The sequence below is a fragment of the Candidatus Profftia lariciata genome, assembly GCF_020541265.1.
Classification (GTDB): domain Bacteria; phylum Pseudomonadota; class Gammaproteobacteria; order Enterobacterales; family Enterobacteriaceae; genus Profftia; species Profftia lariciata.
Window position 1 is genome coordinate 750,271 of sequence record NZ_CP045925.1, and the last position, 15,149, is coordinate 765,419.

Annotated in this window: 9 protein-coding genes and 1 other RNA gene; 5 read left to right on the forward strand and 5 right to left on the reverse strand. The window is 24.0% G+C overall.

Going from position 1 to position 15,149, the window contains the following annotated elements; translation table 11 throughout:
• Positions 1-1,638 precede the first annotated feature (1,638 nt).
• The gene (gene ptsH, locus GII40_RS01830; protein ID WP_226813151.1) at positions 1,639-1,896 is read left to right on the forward strand and encodes a phosphocarrier protein Hpr; all 258 of its coding nucleotides are present in this window, start codon (positions 1,639-1,641) and stop codon (positions 1,894-1,896) included.
• 52 nt (positions 1,897-1,948) lie between these two features.
• Positions 1,949-3,676: a phosphoenolpyruvate-protein phosphotransferase PtsI gene (gene ptsI / locus GII40_RS01835; protein WP_226813152.1), complete on the forward strand. Its 1,728-nt coding sequence runs from the start codon at positions 1,949-1,951 to the stop codon at positions 3,674-3,676.
• A gap of 1,033 nt (positions 3,677-4,709) precedes the next feature.
• On the opposite strand, the gene purB is transcribed toward ptsI, so the two are convergent.
• On the reverse strand, positions 4,710-6,080 hold the full coding sequence (gene purB / locus GII40_RS01840) for an adenylosuccinate lyase (RefSeq protein WP_226813153.1): 1,371 nt from the start codon (positions 6,078-6,080) through the stop codon (positions 4,710-4,712).
• A 1,032-nt stretch (positions 6,081-7,112) separates the two neighbouring features.
• Positions 7,113-7,931, reverse strand: a complete 819-nt coding sequence (gene ubiA, locus GII40_RS01845; protein WP_239022576.1) for a 4-hydroxybenzoate octaprenyltransferase — start codon at positions 7,929-7,931, stop codon at positions 7,113-7,115.
• A 750-nt stretch (positions 7,932-8,681) separates the two neighbouring features.
• Between ubiA and GII40_RS01850 the strand changes: the two genes are divergently transcribed.
• The gene (locus GII40_RS01850) at positions 8,682-8,915 is read left to right on the forward strand and encodes a SlyX family protein (protein ID WP_226813155.1); all 234 of its coding nucleotides are present in this window, start codon (positions 8,682-8,684) and stop codon (positions 8,913-8,915) included.
• A 190-nt stretch (positions 8,916-9,105) separates the two neighbouring features.
• On the opposite strand, the gene GII40_RS01855 is transcribed toward GII40_RS01850, so the two are convergent.
• Positions 9,106-9,585 carry an SRPBCC family protein gene (locus tag GII40_RS01855; protein WP_226813156.1) on the reverse strand — a complete coding sequence of 160 codons (480 nt, stop codon included), beginning with the start codon at positions 9,583-9,585 and terminating at the stop codon, positions 9,106-9,108.
• A gap of 161 nt (positions 9,586-9,746) precedes the next feature.
• Here GII40_RS01855 and smpB point away from each other — a divergent pair, with 161 nt between their 5' ends.
• Both smpB and ssrA read left to right on the forward strand, forming a co-directional pair.
• Positions 9,747-10,232 carry an SsrA-binding protein SmpB gene (gene smpB / locus GII40_RS01860; RefSeq protein ID WP_420885590.1) on the forward strand — a complete coding sequence of 162 codons (486 nt, stop codon included), beginning with the start codon at positions 9,747-9,749 and terminating at the stop codon, positions 10,230-10,232.
• 47 nt (positions 10,233-10,279) lie between these two features.
• Positions 10,280-10,643, forward strand: a transfer-messenger RNA (tmRNA) gene (gene ssrA / locus GII40_RS01865).
• A gap of 433 nt (positions 10,644-11,076) precedes the next feature.
• Here the strand turns inward: ssrA and plsB are convergent.
• Positions 11,077-13,482, reverse strand: coding sequence for a glycerol-3-phosphate 1-O-acyltransferase PlsB (gene plsB, locus GII40_RS01870; RefSeq protein WP_226813157.1), 2,406 nt, complete (start codon positions 13,480-13,482; stop codon positions 11,077-11,079).
• 521 nt (positions 13,483-14,003) lie between these two features.
• Entirely contained in the window at positions 14,004-15,017 is a 1,014-nt protein-coding gene (gene tsaD / locus GII40_RS01875; RefSeq protein WP_226813158.1) for a tRNA (adenosine(37)-N6)-threonylcarbamoyltransferase complex transferase subunit TsaD, read from the reverse strand.
• Positions 15,018-15,149: the final 132 nt, after the last annotated feature.

Genomic DNA, 15,149 nt, shown 5'->3' on the forward strand with positions numbered 1-15,149 from the left:
TATATACTGTATATAATAAATCAGAACACAACAAATAAATATGATATATTGTAATGTAACTATTGCCTTATTACTTAAATTACTTTAAGTTTTTTGAATAGTAATATTATATATAAGCGCAAAAAACTTAATTTATTATTATAAATTATATATACATATATACATAGATAATATTTTATCGTGTTTTTTTAAAAAAGTGATCACAAATATCATAATGATATTTTCTATATTTATATTGGAGTAACAATACTTATTATAAGTAAGATTTTTAAAATATTTTAAATAAAATAATATTCTCTATTCATTCTATCTAAATAGTATTAATAATAATTGTCTTGTAGCAAAATATAATCTTATGCTTTAATATTAATAGTATATATATTGTTAAATATTAATATAATTGAAAACATGAAGAGACATAATATTTTAACGTTTAATATTAAAATTATTGAGTCAATTAAATTGTAATACTAGTACTACAATTATATTTACAGCAATATTAATATGTTATGTTAAATATTATAAATATTAAACATTAAAGATACTAAAAAATTAAGTCTAACATTAGTACTAATTAGTAATAATAAACGCACATAAATATTTATACCTAAAAATAAAAGTATCATTTTTTAATTTAAAGAGTTTTTGTTACAATATTTTAGCAATGTTATTAATTCTAAAATTTATATAAAAACTACGAGATTATAAATATAGTAATATACTAATGGTAACTATAGATATTTTAATAGATAGGTAAGTTAGTAACTAATTAGTAATTTTAGTAAAATTATAAATTATTTAATAAGTATGAAAATATTACTATTGTTAGTAAATTAGAAACATTTGTAATTATTATGTAATATTTACTTGATGATGCAATTTTATTAGGTATACACAATATTTATTGTATTAGATAAATATATATTTTAATAATCTAGATTTATATTTAATATATTTGGTTGAACTAAATAATAATAATTTCATTACTATATTACTATTATTAATAAAAGAAACAAGAAGCATAGTATATTCTTTAATAATTGCAGTAATTACAGCGTTTTAAACATCTAAAAACTGTAATTTAATGATTAAACGTATTAATTCTTCTTTTTTCTAATAAAAGTTATTTAAGTATCAATTTATTCATAGATTTATTTATGACATAAAATTACAACAATAATATTAATTATAAAATTAAAATACTTAATTAATTGCTTGCATTGTATAATTTATAATTTATGTAATATGATTTTAATATATTTCAGTATAATTAAAATACATTGCAAATGATTACACATCATATCAATAATATTTGATAGTATTTAGAATAAATAAACTTATTTAATTTTAATCAGCATTATATCTCTTAATTATTACTAAATAATAATATTATATATAGATTTAAAAATAATATAGATTAACTTATTAATTACGAATAACAAGAGATTAGTATAATAAGTTAGTTATTTAAAATAATTTATAATTTTTATTTTTTATGTAAACTCTTATACATTTATTTTATATAATTTTTATATTTATACTTATTTAATAAAATAATGGTGAACTAAAATAAACGAAAATTCATTTTTATAATAAACTATAGCTAATAATATTAAATTTATCATAGTTGGAGAAAATATGTTCCAGCAACAAGTCACTATTACTGCTCCAAATGGTTTACATACTCGACCTGCTGCTTATTTTGTTAAAGCAGCAAAAAGCTTTGCTTCAGATATTACTGTAACTAATAATTTAAAAAGCGCAAGTGCTAAGAGTTTATTTAAACTACAAACTTTAGGTCTTACTAACGGTACTACAGTAACTATCTCTGCTGAAGGTGAAGATGAACAGCAGGCTGTCATGCACTTGGTAAAACTAATGAGAGAACTTGAGTAATAAATCAAGTAAACTAATTTTAGTTTAACTAGTTAACAGATGAGGTAAGATTATGATTTCAGGTGTGTTAGTATCACCAGGTATTGCTTTTGGTAAAGCACTTTTATTAAAAGAAGATGAAATTATCATTAATCATAAAAAAATTGTTTTTGGTACTGAAGAAAATGAAATAGCTCGTTTTAAAGATGGTTGTAATAAAGCATCTCAACAACTAGAAGTAATTAAATTAAAAGCAAGCAAGACTTTTGGTCAAGAGAAAGCAGCTATCTTTGAAGGCCATATAATGTTATTAAAAGATGAAGAATTTGAACAAGAAATTATAACTCTTATTAAACATAATCACATTACCGCAGAGGCTGCAGTTCAGCAAATTATAGAAAGTCAAGCTAAATCTTTAGAAGGACTAGATGATGAATACCTAAAAGAACGTGCATCTGATATACGTGATATAGGTAAACGTTTATTAATGAATATTCTTGGTATAACTATCGTTGATTTGAGTTCTATTCAGGAAGAGACTATTTTAGTTGCCACTGATCTTACTCCATCAGAAACTGCCCAATTAAACTTAAAAACAGTTCTTGGCTTTATTACTGATCTAGGAGGACGAACATCTCACACTTCTATCATAGCACGTTCTTTAGAACTACCAGCAATAGTAGGTACTTCCAATATAACTAAAAAGGTAAAAAATGGTGATTTTATAATTTTAGATGCTATAAATAACAAAGTATATATTAACCCTACAGCAGAAATAATTGCACATTTAAAAATAGTACGCAATAAATTTATATCTGAAAAATACGAATTAACAAAATTAAAAGATTTACCAACTATTACATTAGATGGTCATAAAGTTAAAATTTGCGCTAATATAGGCACAATTCGTGATATTGCTAGCGCACAACGTAATGGTGCTGCAGGAGTTGGTTTATATCGTACTGAATTATTATTTATGGATCGTGATACCCTTCCAACAGAAGAAGAACAATTTCAGACTTATCAGTCAGTTGCAATCAAAATGGGTTCTCAGTCTGTAATTATAAGAACTATGGATATTGGTGGTGATAAAGATCTACCCTATATGAATCTACCAAAAGAAGAAAATCCATTTCTTGGTTGGCGTGCAATTCGTATCTGCTTAGATCGTAAAGAAATTTTGCATGCTCAATTGCGTGCTATACTACGTGCTTCTGCATTTGGTAAGCTACGTATAATGTTTCCAATGATTATTTTAATTGAGGAAGTGCGAGAACTAAAAAATGAATTAGAACTTCTTAAAACTCAATTAAGATATGAAGGCAAAGAATTTGACGAAAAAATAGAAGTTGGTATTATGATTGAAACTCCAGCAGCTGCAACTATCGCTCATCATTTAGCAAAAGAAGTTGATTTTTTTAGTATTGGTACAAATGACCTTACGCAATATACTTTAGCAGTAGATCGTGGTAACGAACTAATCTCTCATCTCTATAATCCTATGTCTCCATCAGTACTTAACTTAATTAAACAAGTAATCGATGCATCCCATGCAGAAGGTAAATGGACTGGTATGTGTGGTGAACTAGCTGGTGATGAACATGCTACATTACTTTTATTAGGTATGGGATTAGATGAGTTTAGTATGAGTGCTATATCTATCCCGCGTATTAAAAAAATTATTCGTAATGTAAATTTTAAAGATACAAAAATATTAGCAAATGATGCTCTACAACAATCAACAATAAAAGATGTAATGCATATAATTAATAATTTTATCCAAACAAAAAATCTTTACTAATACGTGTTCTGTATGTGATCAACAGTTCTATCATAAATATATACATAATATATTTCATAGATTAAAATATAATATATTTATTAATGTAAGAAAATAAAATATCTTTTATTATGAAGTATATATACAGTATATAATATATTTAATACAGATTATTTTTTAAAGAAATATTCTTATAATAAGAAGAATATTTTGTTATTACGTTAAAATAAAATAGTAAAACTCATAAATAATAATTTTGATAAAATATTTTAATAAATTTATATAATGCTTAGTTTAAATTCGATAAAATAAATAAACATTTGTAATGTTTTTTAGTGATTATATAAAATAAAATTTTTATTTAATATAGAGAGCAAATATCTTAAGAAGTATAATTTTTATACAAAATATTTATTACTATCACAATAAACGTTACATGTATTATTGATTTTTTAAATGAATATTCATCTAATTTTATTTAAAAATTGATAAATATTTTTAAATAATTATAAAATAGATATTTAAATATAATATTGTATACAAAAAATAATATATTTAATATTAAAATTATCAATTAAGATGTAACGTAATTGTATTATTGTAATAATAGGTAAATTATAATATAATACTATGATAGTATTAATAAAATATATCATAATTATTATTATTAATACATATTAATAAAAAGATTATTTAAATAGACTAACTAAAAATTATTTTCTAAAATAATTTTATTGTATATATAAAATAGTTTTTAATCAGCGACAAACTATAAAGCAATTAAAAAATAAATAATATTATATAAATATTGCATCATATCTTTAACAAGATTATTTGACTTATAATGACTGAGTATTAGGTTAACATTAAAATAGTCTTAAAATTTATTAAAATATTATACTTAGAATATATAAATATTACTAATAACAAATACACTATAACGGTATAAAATGCTTTTTATATTAAGGATATATTATGTATATTAAAATAGCGCGATATTTAATGAAAATTTAAAATAGAATAATATATTTAATAATACTTAAGATATATTGTTTCATTTTATATTATTTACTAGAGTAATAGCCGCACCAATATAATTAGTTGGGTTGATTTCTTTTAAGCGTATTTTTACTTCATCCGGTAGCTCTAACTGATTAATAAAAGACCATATATCTTTTACAGTAATTTTCTTACCACAAGTAAGATCTTTGAGTTTCTCATAAGACTTTTCAATCCCGTAACGACGCATCACGGTTTGAATAGGCTCAGCAAGTATTTCCCAATTATGATTTAATTCATCCAAGAGATGATCTTGATTTACTTCAATTTTTGCAATACCTTTAAGTGTAGCTTGATAAGCAATTATAGAATAACTTAAACCAACTCCTATATTACGTAATATTGTTGAGTTTGTCAAATCACGTTGCCAACGAGAAATTGGGAGAGTAACAGCTAAATGCCCTAATATAGCATTTGATAATCCTAAATTGCCTTCAGAGTTTTCAAAATCAATTGGATTAATTTTATGCGGCATAGTAGAGGAGCCAATCTCATTACCGATAGGCTTTTGCTTAAAATTATTTAACGCAATATACCCCCACATATCACGATTAAAATCTAATAAGATAGTATTAAAAAGTACTATACAATTAAATAGTTCCGCAATGTAATCATGGGGTTCAATTTGAGTTGTATAAGGATTCCATGTAATACCTAAAGAAGTTACAAACTCTTCACTAAATTTATGCCAGTCTACCTCAGGATAAGCTATTATATGAGCATTATAGTTACCAACAGCACCATTTATCTTGCCAAGAATTTTAATTTTTTCTAATTGATCAAATTGACGTCCCATCCTATAGGCTACATTAGCAAATTCTTTACCTATTGTAGATGGTGTTGCTGGCTGCCCGTGAGTACGAGATAACATAGGTATATGACGATATTCTTTAGCCAGCAATTTTATCGTATCAATAATTTTTTGCCAATATGGTTTAATTATATCTTTACGGGTAGCATGTAACATAAGAGCATAAGATAAATTATTAATATCTTCAGAAGTGCAAGCAAAATGAATAAATTCAGAAACTGCATGCAAGGAAGGTATTACAGCTATTTTTTCTTTTAAAAAGTATTCTACAGCTTTCATATCATGATTAGTAATATATTCTATTTTTTTAATACGTTGAGCATCTTGTTCTATGAATTCTGTAACTATTTTATCAAGAAAAGAATTTTCTTCATTATTAAACATTGGTACTTCACAAATTTTTGTACAGGTTGCTAATTTTTTTAACCAACTAACTTCTACTTGTACACGAAATTTTAGGAGACCATATTCACTAAAAATAGGACGTAGAATAGTTACTCTATCGCTATAACGACCATCAATTGGTGATATAGCTGTTAAAACAGATAATTTCAAGTAATTATATTCCTTTCAAAGATGAAGTAAATCTTATGTATTATAAATTAATAGTTTTATAAATTAATAATAAGAAGAATTCATAAATAATATTTATTAAAATATATTATATATATAAACAAAATAACAAATAATAAAATTTTTTAGATATATTTTGTATATCTTATAATTATTACATATAGTAAATATATATTTATAGAGATGATTAAAAATATTTAAGATATAATAAAACAATAAATTTTTTAAACAATTATTATATATTACTATTTTAATAGTATAATTTTAAAAAATAATTTTTATTAAGTTTTATACAATCTTATAAAGATATAATTAATTATTTGTCCTAAAAAATATATAACAATATATATTCATTTAATATTCATTAATCAACTATTAAGTACAATAATAAATTATTTTCTTTAATACCATTATTATATATGATAATTAATAATCATATAGTAATATTTATATACATAAATAACATATATTTAACAACAAACTTGTGTTTAATTAGTATCAGCATATTTCATATAAGTAATATATATAAAAAATAATTTATTTTCTTTATATATGTTATATATATAGCATATCTCTTGCTAATAGCATTTGTATGATATGTAATGAACAATAATGAACAATATTACTAAAATAACTATTTTAGCATAAATAAATTTTAATTGTATAAAAATTAGTCACTATATGAAACTAAAATAGTATACGCAATTAATGCATAAAATAATAAAAATTGTCAATTAATTTTTTTAGGTAATATATCATAGATATAACATAATAAATATATATTTAAAATACATATACAGTGATAAGATTATTACTCTATATTGTAATAGTTAGTAAAATACTAAATTACATAGATATAATTAATATTATAAATTTTATAAAGATATTTTATATACATACATTTATATAAACAATACATATTGTTTGTTTTTTATTATTTTTAACACAATATAATGTTATATGCAAAAAACAAAATTAGGTTATCTTAGTAATTATTATCTATAAATAGTTTTATTATAATACAGAAAGTACAATGCCTATAAATAATATTAAACCGACATAATTATTGCTCAAAAAAGCCTTAAAACACAATATACCTTTACGCTGTTTAAGTAATTTTTGCTGATATAAAAATAGTATTCCTGCTAATATAATACTACAATAATAAGCAATCTTAAGATGATTAAGATAACCAACCCATAACATTAATAATAGCATTATTAATTGCAATAAACCAATAATTAGTATGTCAAAACGACCAAACAAAATAGCTGTAGATTTAATACCAATATTCAAATCATCATTTCTATCAATTATTGCATATTGTGTATCATAAGCAATTGTCCAAACAATATTAGCTAAAAATAACAGCCAACAACTTAAAGGTAATATTTCAATAACAGCACTATATACCATAGGAATTGACCAACTAAAAGCTATTCCTAAAATAACCTGAGGAAAATTAATAAGTTGCTTCATAAATGGATATATCCATGCTATAGATAAACCAACAAAGGATAATACTATAGTCATAGTATTCAGCATTAATACTACCCTAAAAGATATTAATATTAATATAACAAATAAAATTTTGCTCTCTTTTTCTGTTATTATCCTACTGGGTAAAGGACGATTAGCAGTACGTGTGACATAACCATCTATACTTCGATCTACATAATCATTAATTACACAACCAGCTGATCTCATAAGAAATGCCCCAAGCGTAAAAATAGTTAAAAATTTTATACTAGGAATTTTATTGCTAGCTAACCACAATGCCCAATAAGTTGGCCATAGCAATAACATCCAACCTATTGGTTTATCTATTCTCATCAAACGAGAATATATTTGTAATTTTGTTATAATCACTAATATTCTCTTTAATAATTTATACAAATTATAAATTTATAATAAAAAATTTTCATTTTTTAAAATAGTATTTTAATGTATTGCATCGATAATCAATATGTAATTTACATGATTATAGTATGATCATGCTACATAATATTTATACAAATATGTGTATATTTTACTATTTTATTAATTAATTATATTATAATAAAATATATTAATTTTTATACTATATTTATACTTACTATATATGTTAATATGTGTTCAATATTTATAATATCTTAATATATTTAACTAGTATTAAGTTCAATCATGATTACTTTAATAAAGTTACTAACAGTATAGTAATAATGTATTATTAGTATTTTATATAATCATATTTAAAATAAATACACTCTATATGCTTTAATATACTAAGAATATTATTTTGATTATTTAGCATTAATACAAAGATTAATAAAAATTATTATCTCTATTATAAAAAATTACAAAAGACTATTATAATATATAAATGTATAACTCAATTATTTATCAATATTCTATTATTTATTTTTAACTACTTAAAATATTTGCTATAATTATAGATATTTAATAAGTTATTATATATTTCATACTTTGTTATCAATAAAAATATAGTAATAATATTTAAAATAGATTACATCTATTTAATTTAAAGTTTACGTTATTCAACCTAGTTAACAAAACATATTACTGATATACGAGAATATAATTATGCAACAATTGTCTTTAGGAAGACAACATATTAAATATAAATTTGAAATAATTGAGAGTCAATTAGCTTGGCAGGAAATAAATATTGAAGAGATACACCAGACAATGATATCTTTACAATTAGAGATAGATAAATATCAAAAACAAATGCATTCTTTAGTGGAAAAACTAAAAGAAATCCAGCTATCTGTCATAGCTCACATATCAGAAGATATGTTACCACCACATTATTAATAAATCATAAATTTATTTAATAATAAACAAATAATTTAATTAAAAATTAGTCATAAAAATTAATATTAATTTCTTTGAAAGAAGATAATCACTATAGTTACGTTAAAATATATTTTATGCATTTATAAAATTAATTGTATTTTTATAAAAATTCTCTTATCTACTAATATTATATCAGTATTTTTAATAATTAAGTTAAGCATGAAGTAGTTTTTAAATTATTTGTAATTTTACAAGAGTTACCATATATTTCTTGTGCACGTACAGTAAAAATATGAATTATCTGTTTTACCATTTTTTTTAAAATATTTTGTAAAGCAAATTGCATTAACTTATCATTTACTTCAAAATCTAAATATAAATTAACTTTGCAGGTATCATCACTTAAAGGAATAAAATACCAATAACCTAGTAACTTACTCAATGGACCATAAATTAATTGCATTGTAATACTGGAATTATCTGCAAGAGTATTACGGGTAATTAAGGTCTTTTTAATACCTGCTTTATAAATATCGATAGAAGCAATCATATAATTTTGTGAGAATTCTAAAATACGGCTTCCTATACAACCCGGTAAAAACGTAGGATAGGCAGTAACATCGTTAATTAACTGATACATTTGTGTAGCATTAAATGGTAATAAACTAGAACAACTAATTTGTGTCATATTAATTCCTAATGCAATGAATACATCACCTTAATAATATTGTTTTTATTGATAAAAATATGATCTAATCTATCAGCAATAATTATTTAATATATAAAATATATAGTATCCTAAATAATACAATATTTATCTATCTAATTACTATATGTAATGGCACTTTTATGAAAAAGAAAAAAAAAGATCTAATGAATCCAGTAACCGTTATTACTGTAAACAAACATGCTCATTACGAATATTTTATTGAAAATGAACTAGAAGCTGGATTAGTATTAGAAGGTTGGGAAGTTAAATCTATACGTGCAGGTAAAGTAAATATTACTGATAGTTATATAACTTTTAATAAAGGAGAAACTTACCTTTTTGGCGCTACGATTCAACCATTACAAGTAGCATCTAATCATAAATTATACGATTCAATGCGTACACGTAAATTATTACTTAAAAAAAGAGAATTAACAATGTTAATAGGTAAAGTAAATCGTGATGGTTTTACTATTGTTGCACTATCTCTTTATTGGAAAAATGCTTGGTCTAAAATAAGAATAGGTTTGGCTAAAGGTAAAAAAGATTATGACAAAAGAAATGAAATAAAATACCGTGAATGGATATTAAATAAAGCACGTATTCTAAAAAAAATAAATCACTAATATGCTAGATCTAAAATATATATTTTGATATACTATTGACTATTATTGGGGCTGATTCTGGATTCGACGGGATTTATCAAACCTAAGGAGCATGCCGAGGAGCGGTTGGCCTCGTTAAAAGCCGCAAAAAATAGTCGCAAAAGACGAAAACTACGCACTAGCAGCTTAATAACCTACTGAGTGTCCTCTCTTCCTAACTTTTCTCTTAGGATAGGAATTAAGAGAGGTCAAACATAAAGAGATCGTGTATATAACCGCTGTTTGAGGTTAAAACATTAAATATAATCAAGCTAGTTTATTAGTAACGTGTCTGTCCGTAACTAGATAAACGAATATAAAGACTAGACTAAGCATGTAGCACCGATGGCGTAGTAATTTCGGACGGGGGTTCAAATCCCCCCAGCTCCACCAAAATTATATTTTATATAAAACATCACTACAAAGATCTAAATAAATATTCTTACCTCTATAAAGAAATAACTATATAATATTGTGATACTCTTTGAGAGTTATTCATAAAGTATTTGTTAATATTTTACATTATATGATATCTTGTAATATCTGTTTAAATATTAAATTAGTTTTATTATTTGGTTATTTATTTAGTAGATAAAATATAATCAATAATATACAAAAATAATTATATTTAAATTTATTAAATACATTTTAAATATATAATATTATATTAACTTAGATGTATTTTAAAATATTTATAAAATAATTAAATATTTTTAGTTATTAAAATATATAATATAATATAATATTATAGTTCATTTAATTAATAAAATATTTTTATAAATGATGAACATTGTTAATATGTAATCTATTTTAGATGAATGACGTATTATATATTTTGATATATATCTCTTACATTAACCATTACTAATAATATATTATAGAGATTTATAATAAGTTCAGGATATGCATTTCCTGTAGAAGATATATAACCCTCAGAACGTAAAGTAATCATAAGTTTAATAAATAAAGATTTATCAAAAAATTCAGATACATGAACGCCATATAATAATGATAAACGTTGTGCAATAATGAGTCCTATTTTTTCTAATTCATTGCGACTGATACTTGGATTATCATTAATTAAGGAAATAATAATCGCATATCGTTGTAAGGTTTCACGTACTCCAGCAGCTAATAGTTGTAACCTATATATTCGCTCAGGATTTATGAGTAAATTGCGACCTTTTTTAAAAAGAAGTTTCTGACGACACAATTCAATAATAATAGTATTTAATACATGTGGTAACTGATTAAGTTCATAATGTAAAAATAGTTCTTTTTTTAACATAGGATACAATAGTTGTACCTGTAATATTAATTGTGCATATGCAATACTATAACAATGCATCATAATGCTTGCTACTAGAGATGGTAACACCAACATGTGATGAATATTATTTTTGTAATATGTTAATATTATATCTTTTTCACGTGGAAGTATAATATTTTCACCTATATTATTTTTGTTTAATACAAACTGACCCATTTGTAATGCATGTTGCAATAATTCTTCTGCAGTTTGATTTGGTCTAGTTGTATTTCTAGAATAAGGCACGTTACTTAGTAACTGTAAATAGCATTCTAATTGCTCTAAAAGATGATTATAAGTTATAATATGTGGTCTTGATGCAAGTAGTACAGTAGAACATAAATTTATTGCATTAGCAGCAGCTGATTTATTAATATTTACCATAACAATATTAGCAATTTTATTAACTGCTGAAGTTAACCATCGTGGACGTTGTACATTAATTAAATCTATTGATTGACGCCATTCAGGTACATTTTTGGTAAGCCAATTGTTAATTATAATGGGCTGACCAAAATTAACATAACTTTGTCCTAGATTACGTAATTTACTAAGTCCTTTAAAGATCTGCATAATGTTTTCTTTCTTTTTAATTACTCCACTACGCTCTTTAGTATAAGTTTCTACTTCTATAATATGCTCGTAACCTATATATACTGGAACAAGAGTTACAGGACGCTGTCTATTACGCAATATTGTTTGAATAGTAATAGCCAAAATACCGGTTTTTGGTTCTAATAATAATCCTGTACGTGAGCGGCCTCCTTCCATAAAATATTCAATTGAATAACCCTGACTAAATAGTTTGTTTAGATATTCACGAAATATAGCAGAATACAACTTATTCTTTTTAAAGATACGACGAATAAAGAAAGCACCTAAACGCCGAAAAATAGGTCCAATTGGCCAGAAATTTAAATTTATACCTGCAGCAATATGAGGAGGAATTAAACCTTGGTGATAAATGACATATGATAGTAACAGGTAGTCCATATGACTACGATGGCAAGGTACATAAACAATTTCATGACCTTTCTGAGCTAACTCACGTACATATTCTATATTATGAACATTAATACCTTGATATAAACGATTCCATATCCATCCTAGTACGTGATCAGATAAATGCACGGCTGAATAAGTAAAGTTTGCAGCTATTTCTTTTATTAATGCTACTGCATATTGCTGGGCTTTTTTGTAAGATATATTTTTACTGCGTGATTCATCATTAATAGCTTTTTTAATTGTTTCAGATAATAATATTTTATTAAATAAATCTTTAGTATTACATGGTATTGGACCTACCGTAGCTATGCGTTGACGAAAAAAATGTATACGTGCTATACGAATCAATTTTTGTATAATATTGTTGTCCATATTATGTGCATTTACTATGTTACGTAGTGATATAGCATTAAAAAAAAACACAAAACTATCACGTCTAAATAAAATAATAGTAAAAAATTTCTTAAAATTATTTAGTAACTTTAAATATAGTTTCTTCTTACGATTGATGTAATCTGGAGAACGATTTAACAAGATTGATACTGGTATTATTTGGATATCAATTAAAGAATTCTGTTGATGTAGCTCCCAATATTTATAAAATATTTTTATAGATTCTTGCCTTAGTGATTTATAATCACTATATATAAAGGGATCATAATCAATACAAATATAGCGTGGTAATATAGTACCATTAATTTCATTATAATCTAATGGATCAGGTAAATTTTTAGCTAAACAGCAATTACGAAAAGTTAATAAATCTGCTGTGGACTTATAAGGTAATAAATACAACATAGTTCTATTCATATCTAAACATAAATCAATAATTGGTTCAGAAGGAATAATTGTACTACTTACTAATATCTTAATAGTTAACTGTAATAAGTTAAAGTAAAATTTACGCCAACATAACATAAAACAAGCCTCTTGTTAGCAATTTATCTTAAAAATATCAGAAAAAATTTAAAATATAGATAATAATTTATATGAGATATTTTTTATTATTATATTTTACTATATCAAATAGTATATCATTTGTATTTTACTAAACATAATAGTGTTATTTTGAATATTTAAATAATATCACGACGCATTAGGTATGCTTTTTGAAAGTAATCAAAATAAATGAATAGTATTTAATAATATTAATTATATATTATTATAATATAATAACTATTATGGTTATATTAATATAATCATTATGCATATTAAATATATTTTGAACTAAAATAACGGTAATAATAGAGGTCTTATACAAATGCTTTATTTACTATTGTATGACATTATTATTTATCAAACATATATTATATATACAACGATTATATATAAGAGATAAACAGCAATTTATAATTCTAATTACTAAAATTGTCTATTGAGTAATCAATACACAATAGATACAAAATTTTAGATTTATTCTTTATTAAATAAATAAAATATTATACTTCTGATAAATTTGCTAAAGGCCAACGTGGATGAACAGAAATTTTTAAACTCGAATGTATATTATTTTTTAAACGTACCATTCCAGCATAAGTAATCATAGCGCCATTATCTGTACAAAATTCAGGACGAGCATAAAATATCTTGCCACCCCTTTGTATCATCATATTTTTTAAGTGAGATCTTAACTTAACATTAGCACTTACACCACCAGCTATCACTAAGTATTTAAATCCTTTTTGTTCTAATGCACGCCTACATTTAATTGCTAATGTATCTACAATAGCATCCTCAAATGCACAAGCAATATCAGCACGAGTTTGACTATCTACTATATTATTGCGAATAGTATTAGCTGCAAAAGTTTTTAAACCAGAAAAACTAAAATCAAGTCCTGGACGATTTATCATAGGACGAGGGAAAAAAAATCGTCCTGTTTTACCTTTTTGAGCTATTTTAGATAATAAAGGTCCTCCAGGATAATTTAGTCCAAGCAACTTAGCTATTTTATCAAATGCTTCACCTACTGCATCGTCAATAGATTCTCCTAACATTTCATATTTTCCTATCTCAGTAACGCTAATGAGCTGAGTATGTCCCCCGGATACCAATAATGCTATAAATGGGAATGAAGGAGGATTATTTTCTAACATGGGAGCTAGTAAATGTCCTTCCATATGATGTACAGGAATTGCTGGCAATCCCCATGCAAATGCTAGTGCTAATCCAATTGTAGCACCTACTAATAAAGATCCTACTAAACCAGGACCAGCAGTATATGCTACTCCATTAAGATCTTTACCAGTTAAATGAGCTTTTTTTAATGCAGCTTGAATTAAAGGAATAGTTTTTCTTATATGGTCACGAGATGCCAATTCAGGTACAACTCCACCATAATTAGAATGTATATTACTTTGGCTATACAAGTAATTAGCTAAAATACCTTTTTCATCATCATAAATAGCAATACCTGTTTCATCACAAGAAGTTTCAATACCTAAAATGCGCATGGTTACTCCAATACATTTTTTTAATAATTTAATATGGTATACAGTAATATAACTAAGATATACTATATTTACTAGTAATAGCATATTATAATCAATAATTTATTAAAGTTACTCAAAATAACTATAAATAAT

Bases quoted from the DNA above. Each gene is read 5' to 3' on its own strand.
- ptsH (WP_226813151.1), top strand. From the start codon at position 1,639: ATGTTCCAGCAACAAGTCACTATTACTGCTCCAAATGGTTTACATACT.
- ptsI (WP_226813152.1), top strand. From the start codon at position 1,949: ATGATTTCAGGTGTGTTAGTATCACCAGGTATTGCTTTTGGTAAAGCA.
- ubiA (WP_239022576.1), bottom strand. From the start codon at position 7,931: ATGAGAATAGATAAACCAATAGGTTGGATGTTATTGCTATGGCCAACT.
- GII40_RS01850 (WP_226813155.1), top strand. From the start codon at position 8,682: ATGCAACAATTGTCTTTAGGAAGACAACATATTAAATATAAATTTGAA.
- GII40_RS01855 (WP_226813156.1), bottom strand. From the start codon at position 9,585: ATGACACAAATTAGTTGTTCTAGTTTATTACCATTTAATGCTACACAA.
- smpB (WP_420885590.1), top strand. From the start codon at position 9,747: ATGAAAAAGAAAAAAAAAGATCTAATGAATCCAGTAACCGTTATTACT.
- plsB (WP_226813157.1), bottom strand. From the start codon at position 13,482: ATGTTATGTTGGCGTAAATTTTACTTTAACTTATTACAGTTAACTATT.
- tsaD (WP_226813158.1), bottom strand. From the start codon at position 15,017: ATGCGCATTTTAGGTATTGAAACTTCTTGTGATGAAACAGGTATTGCT.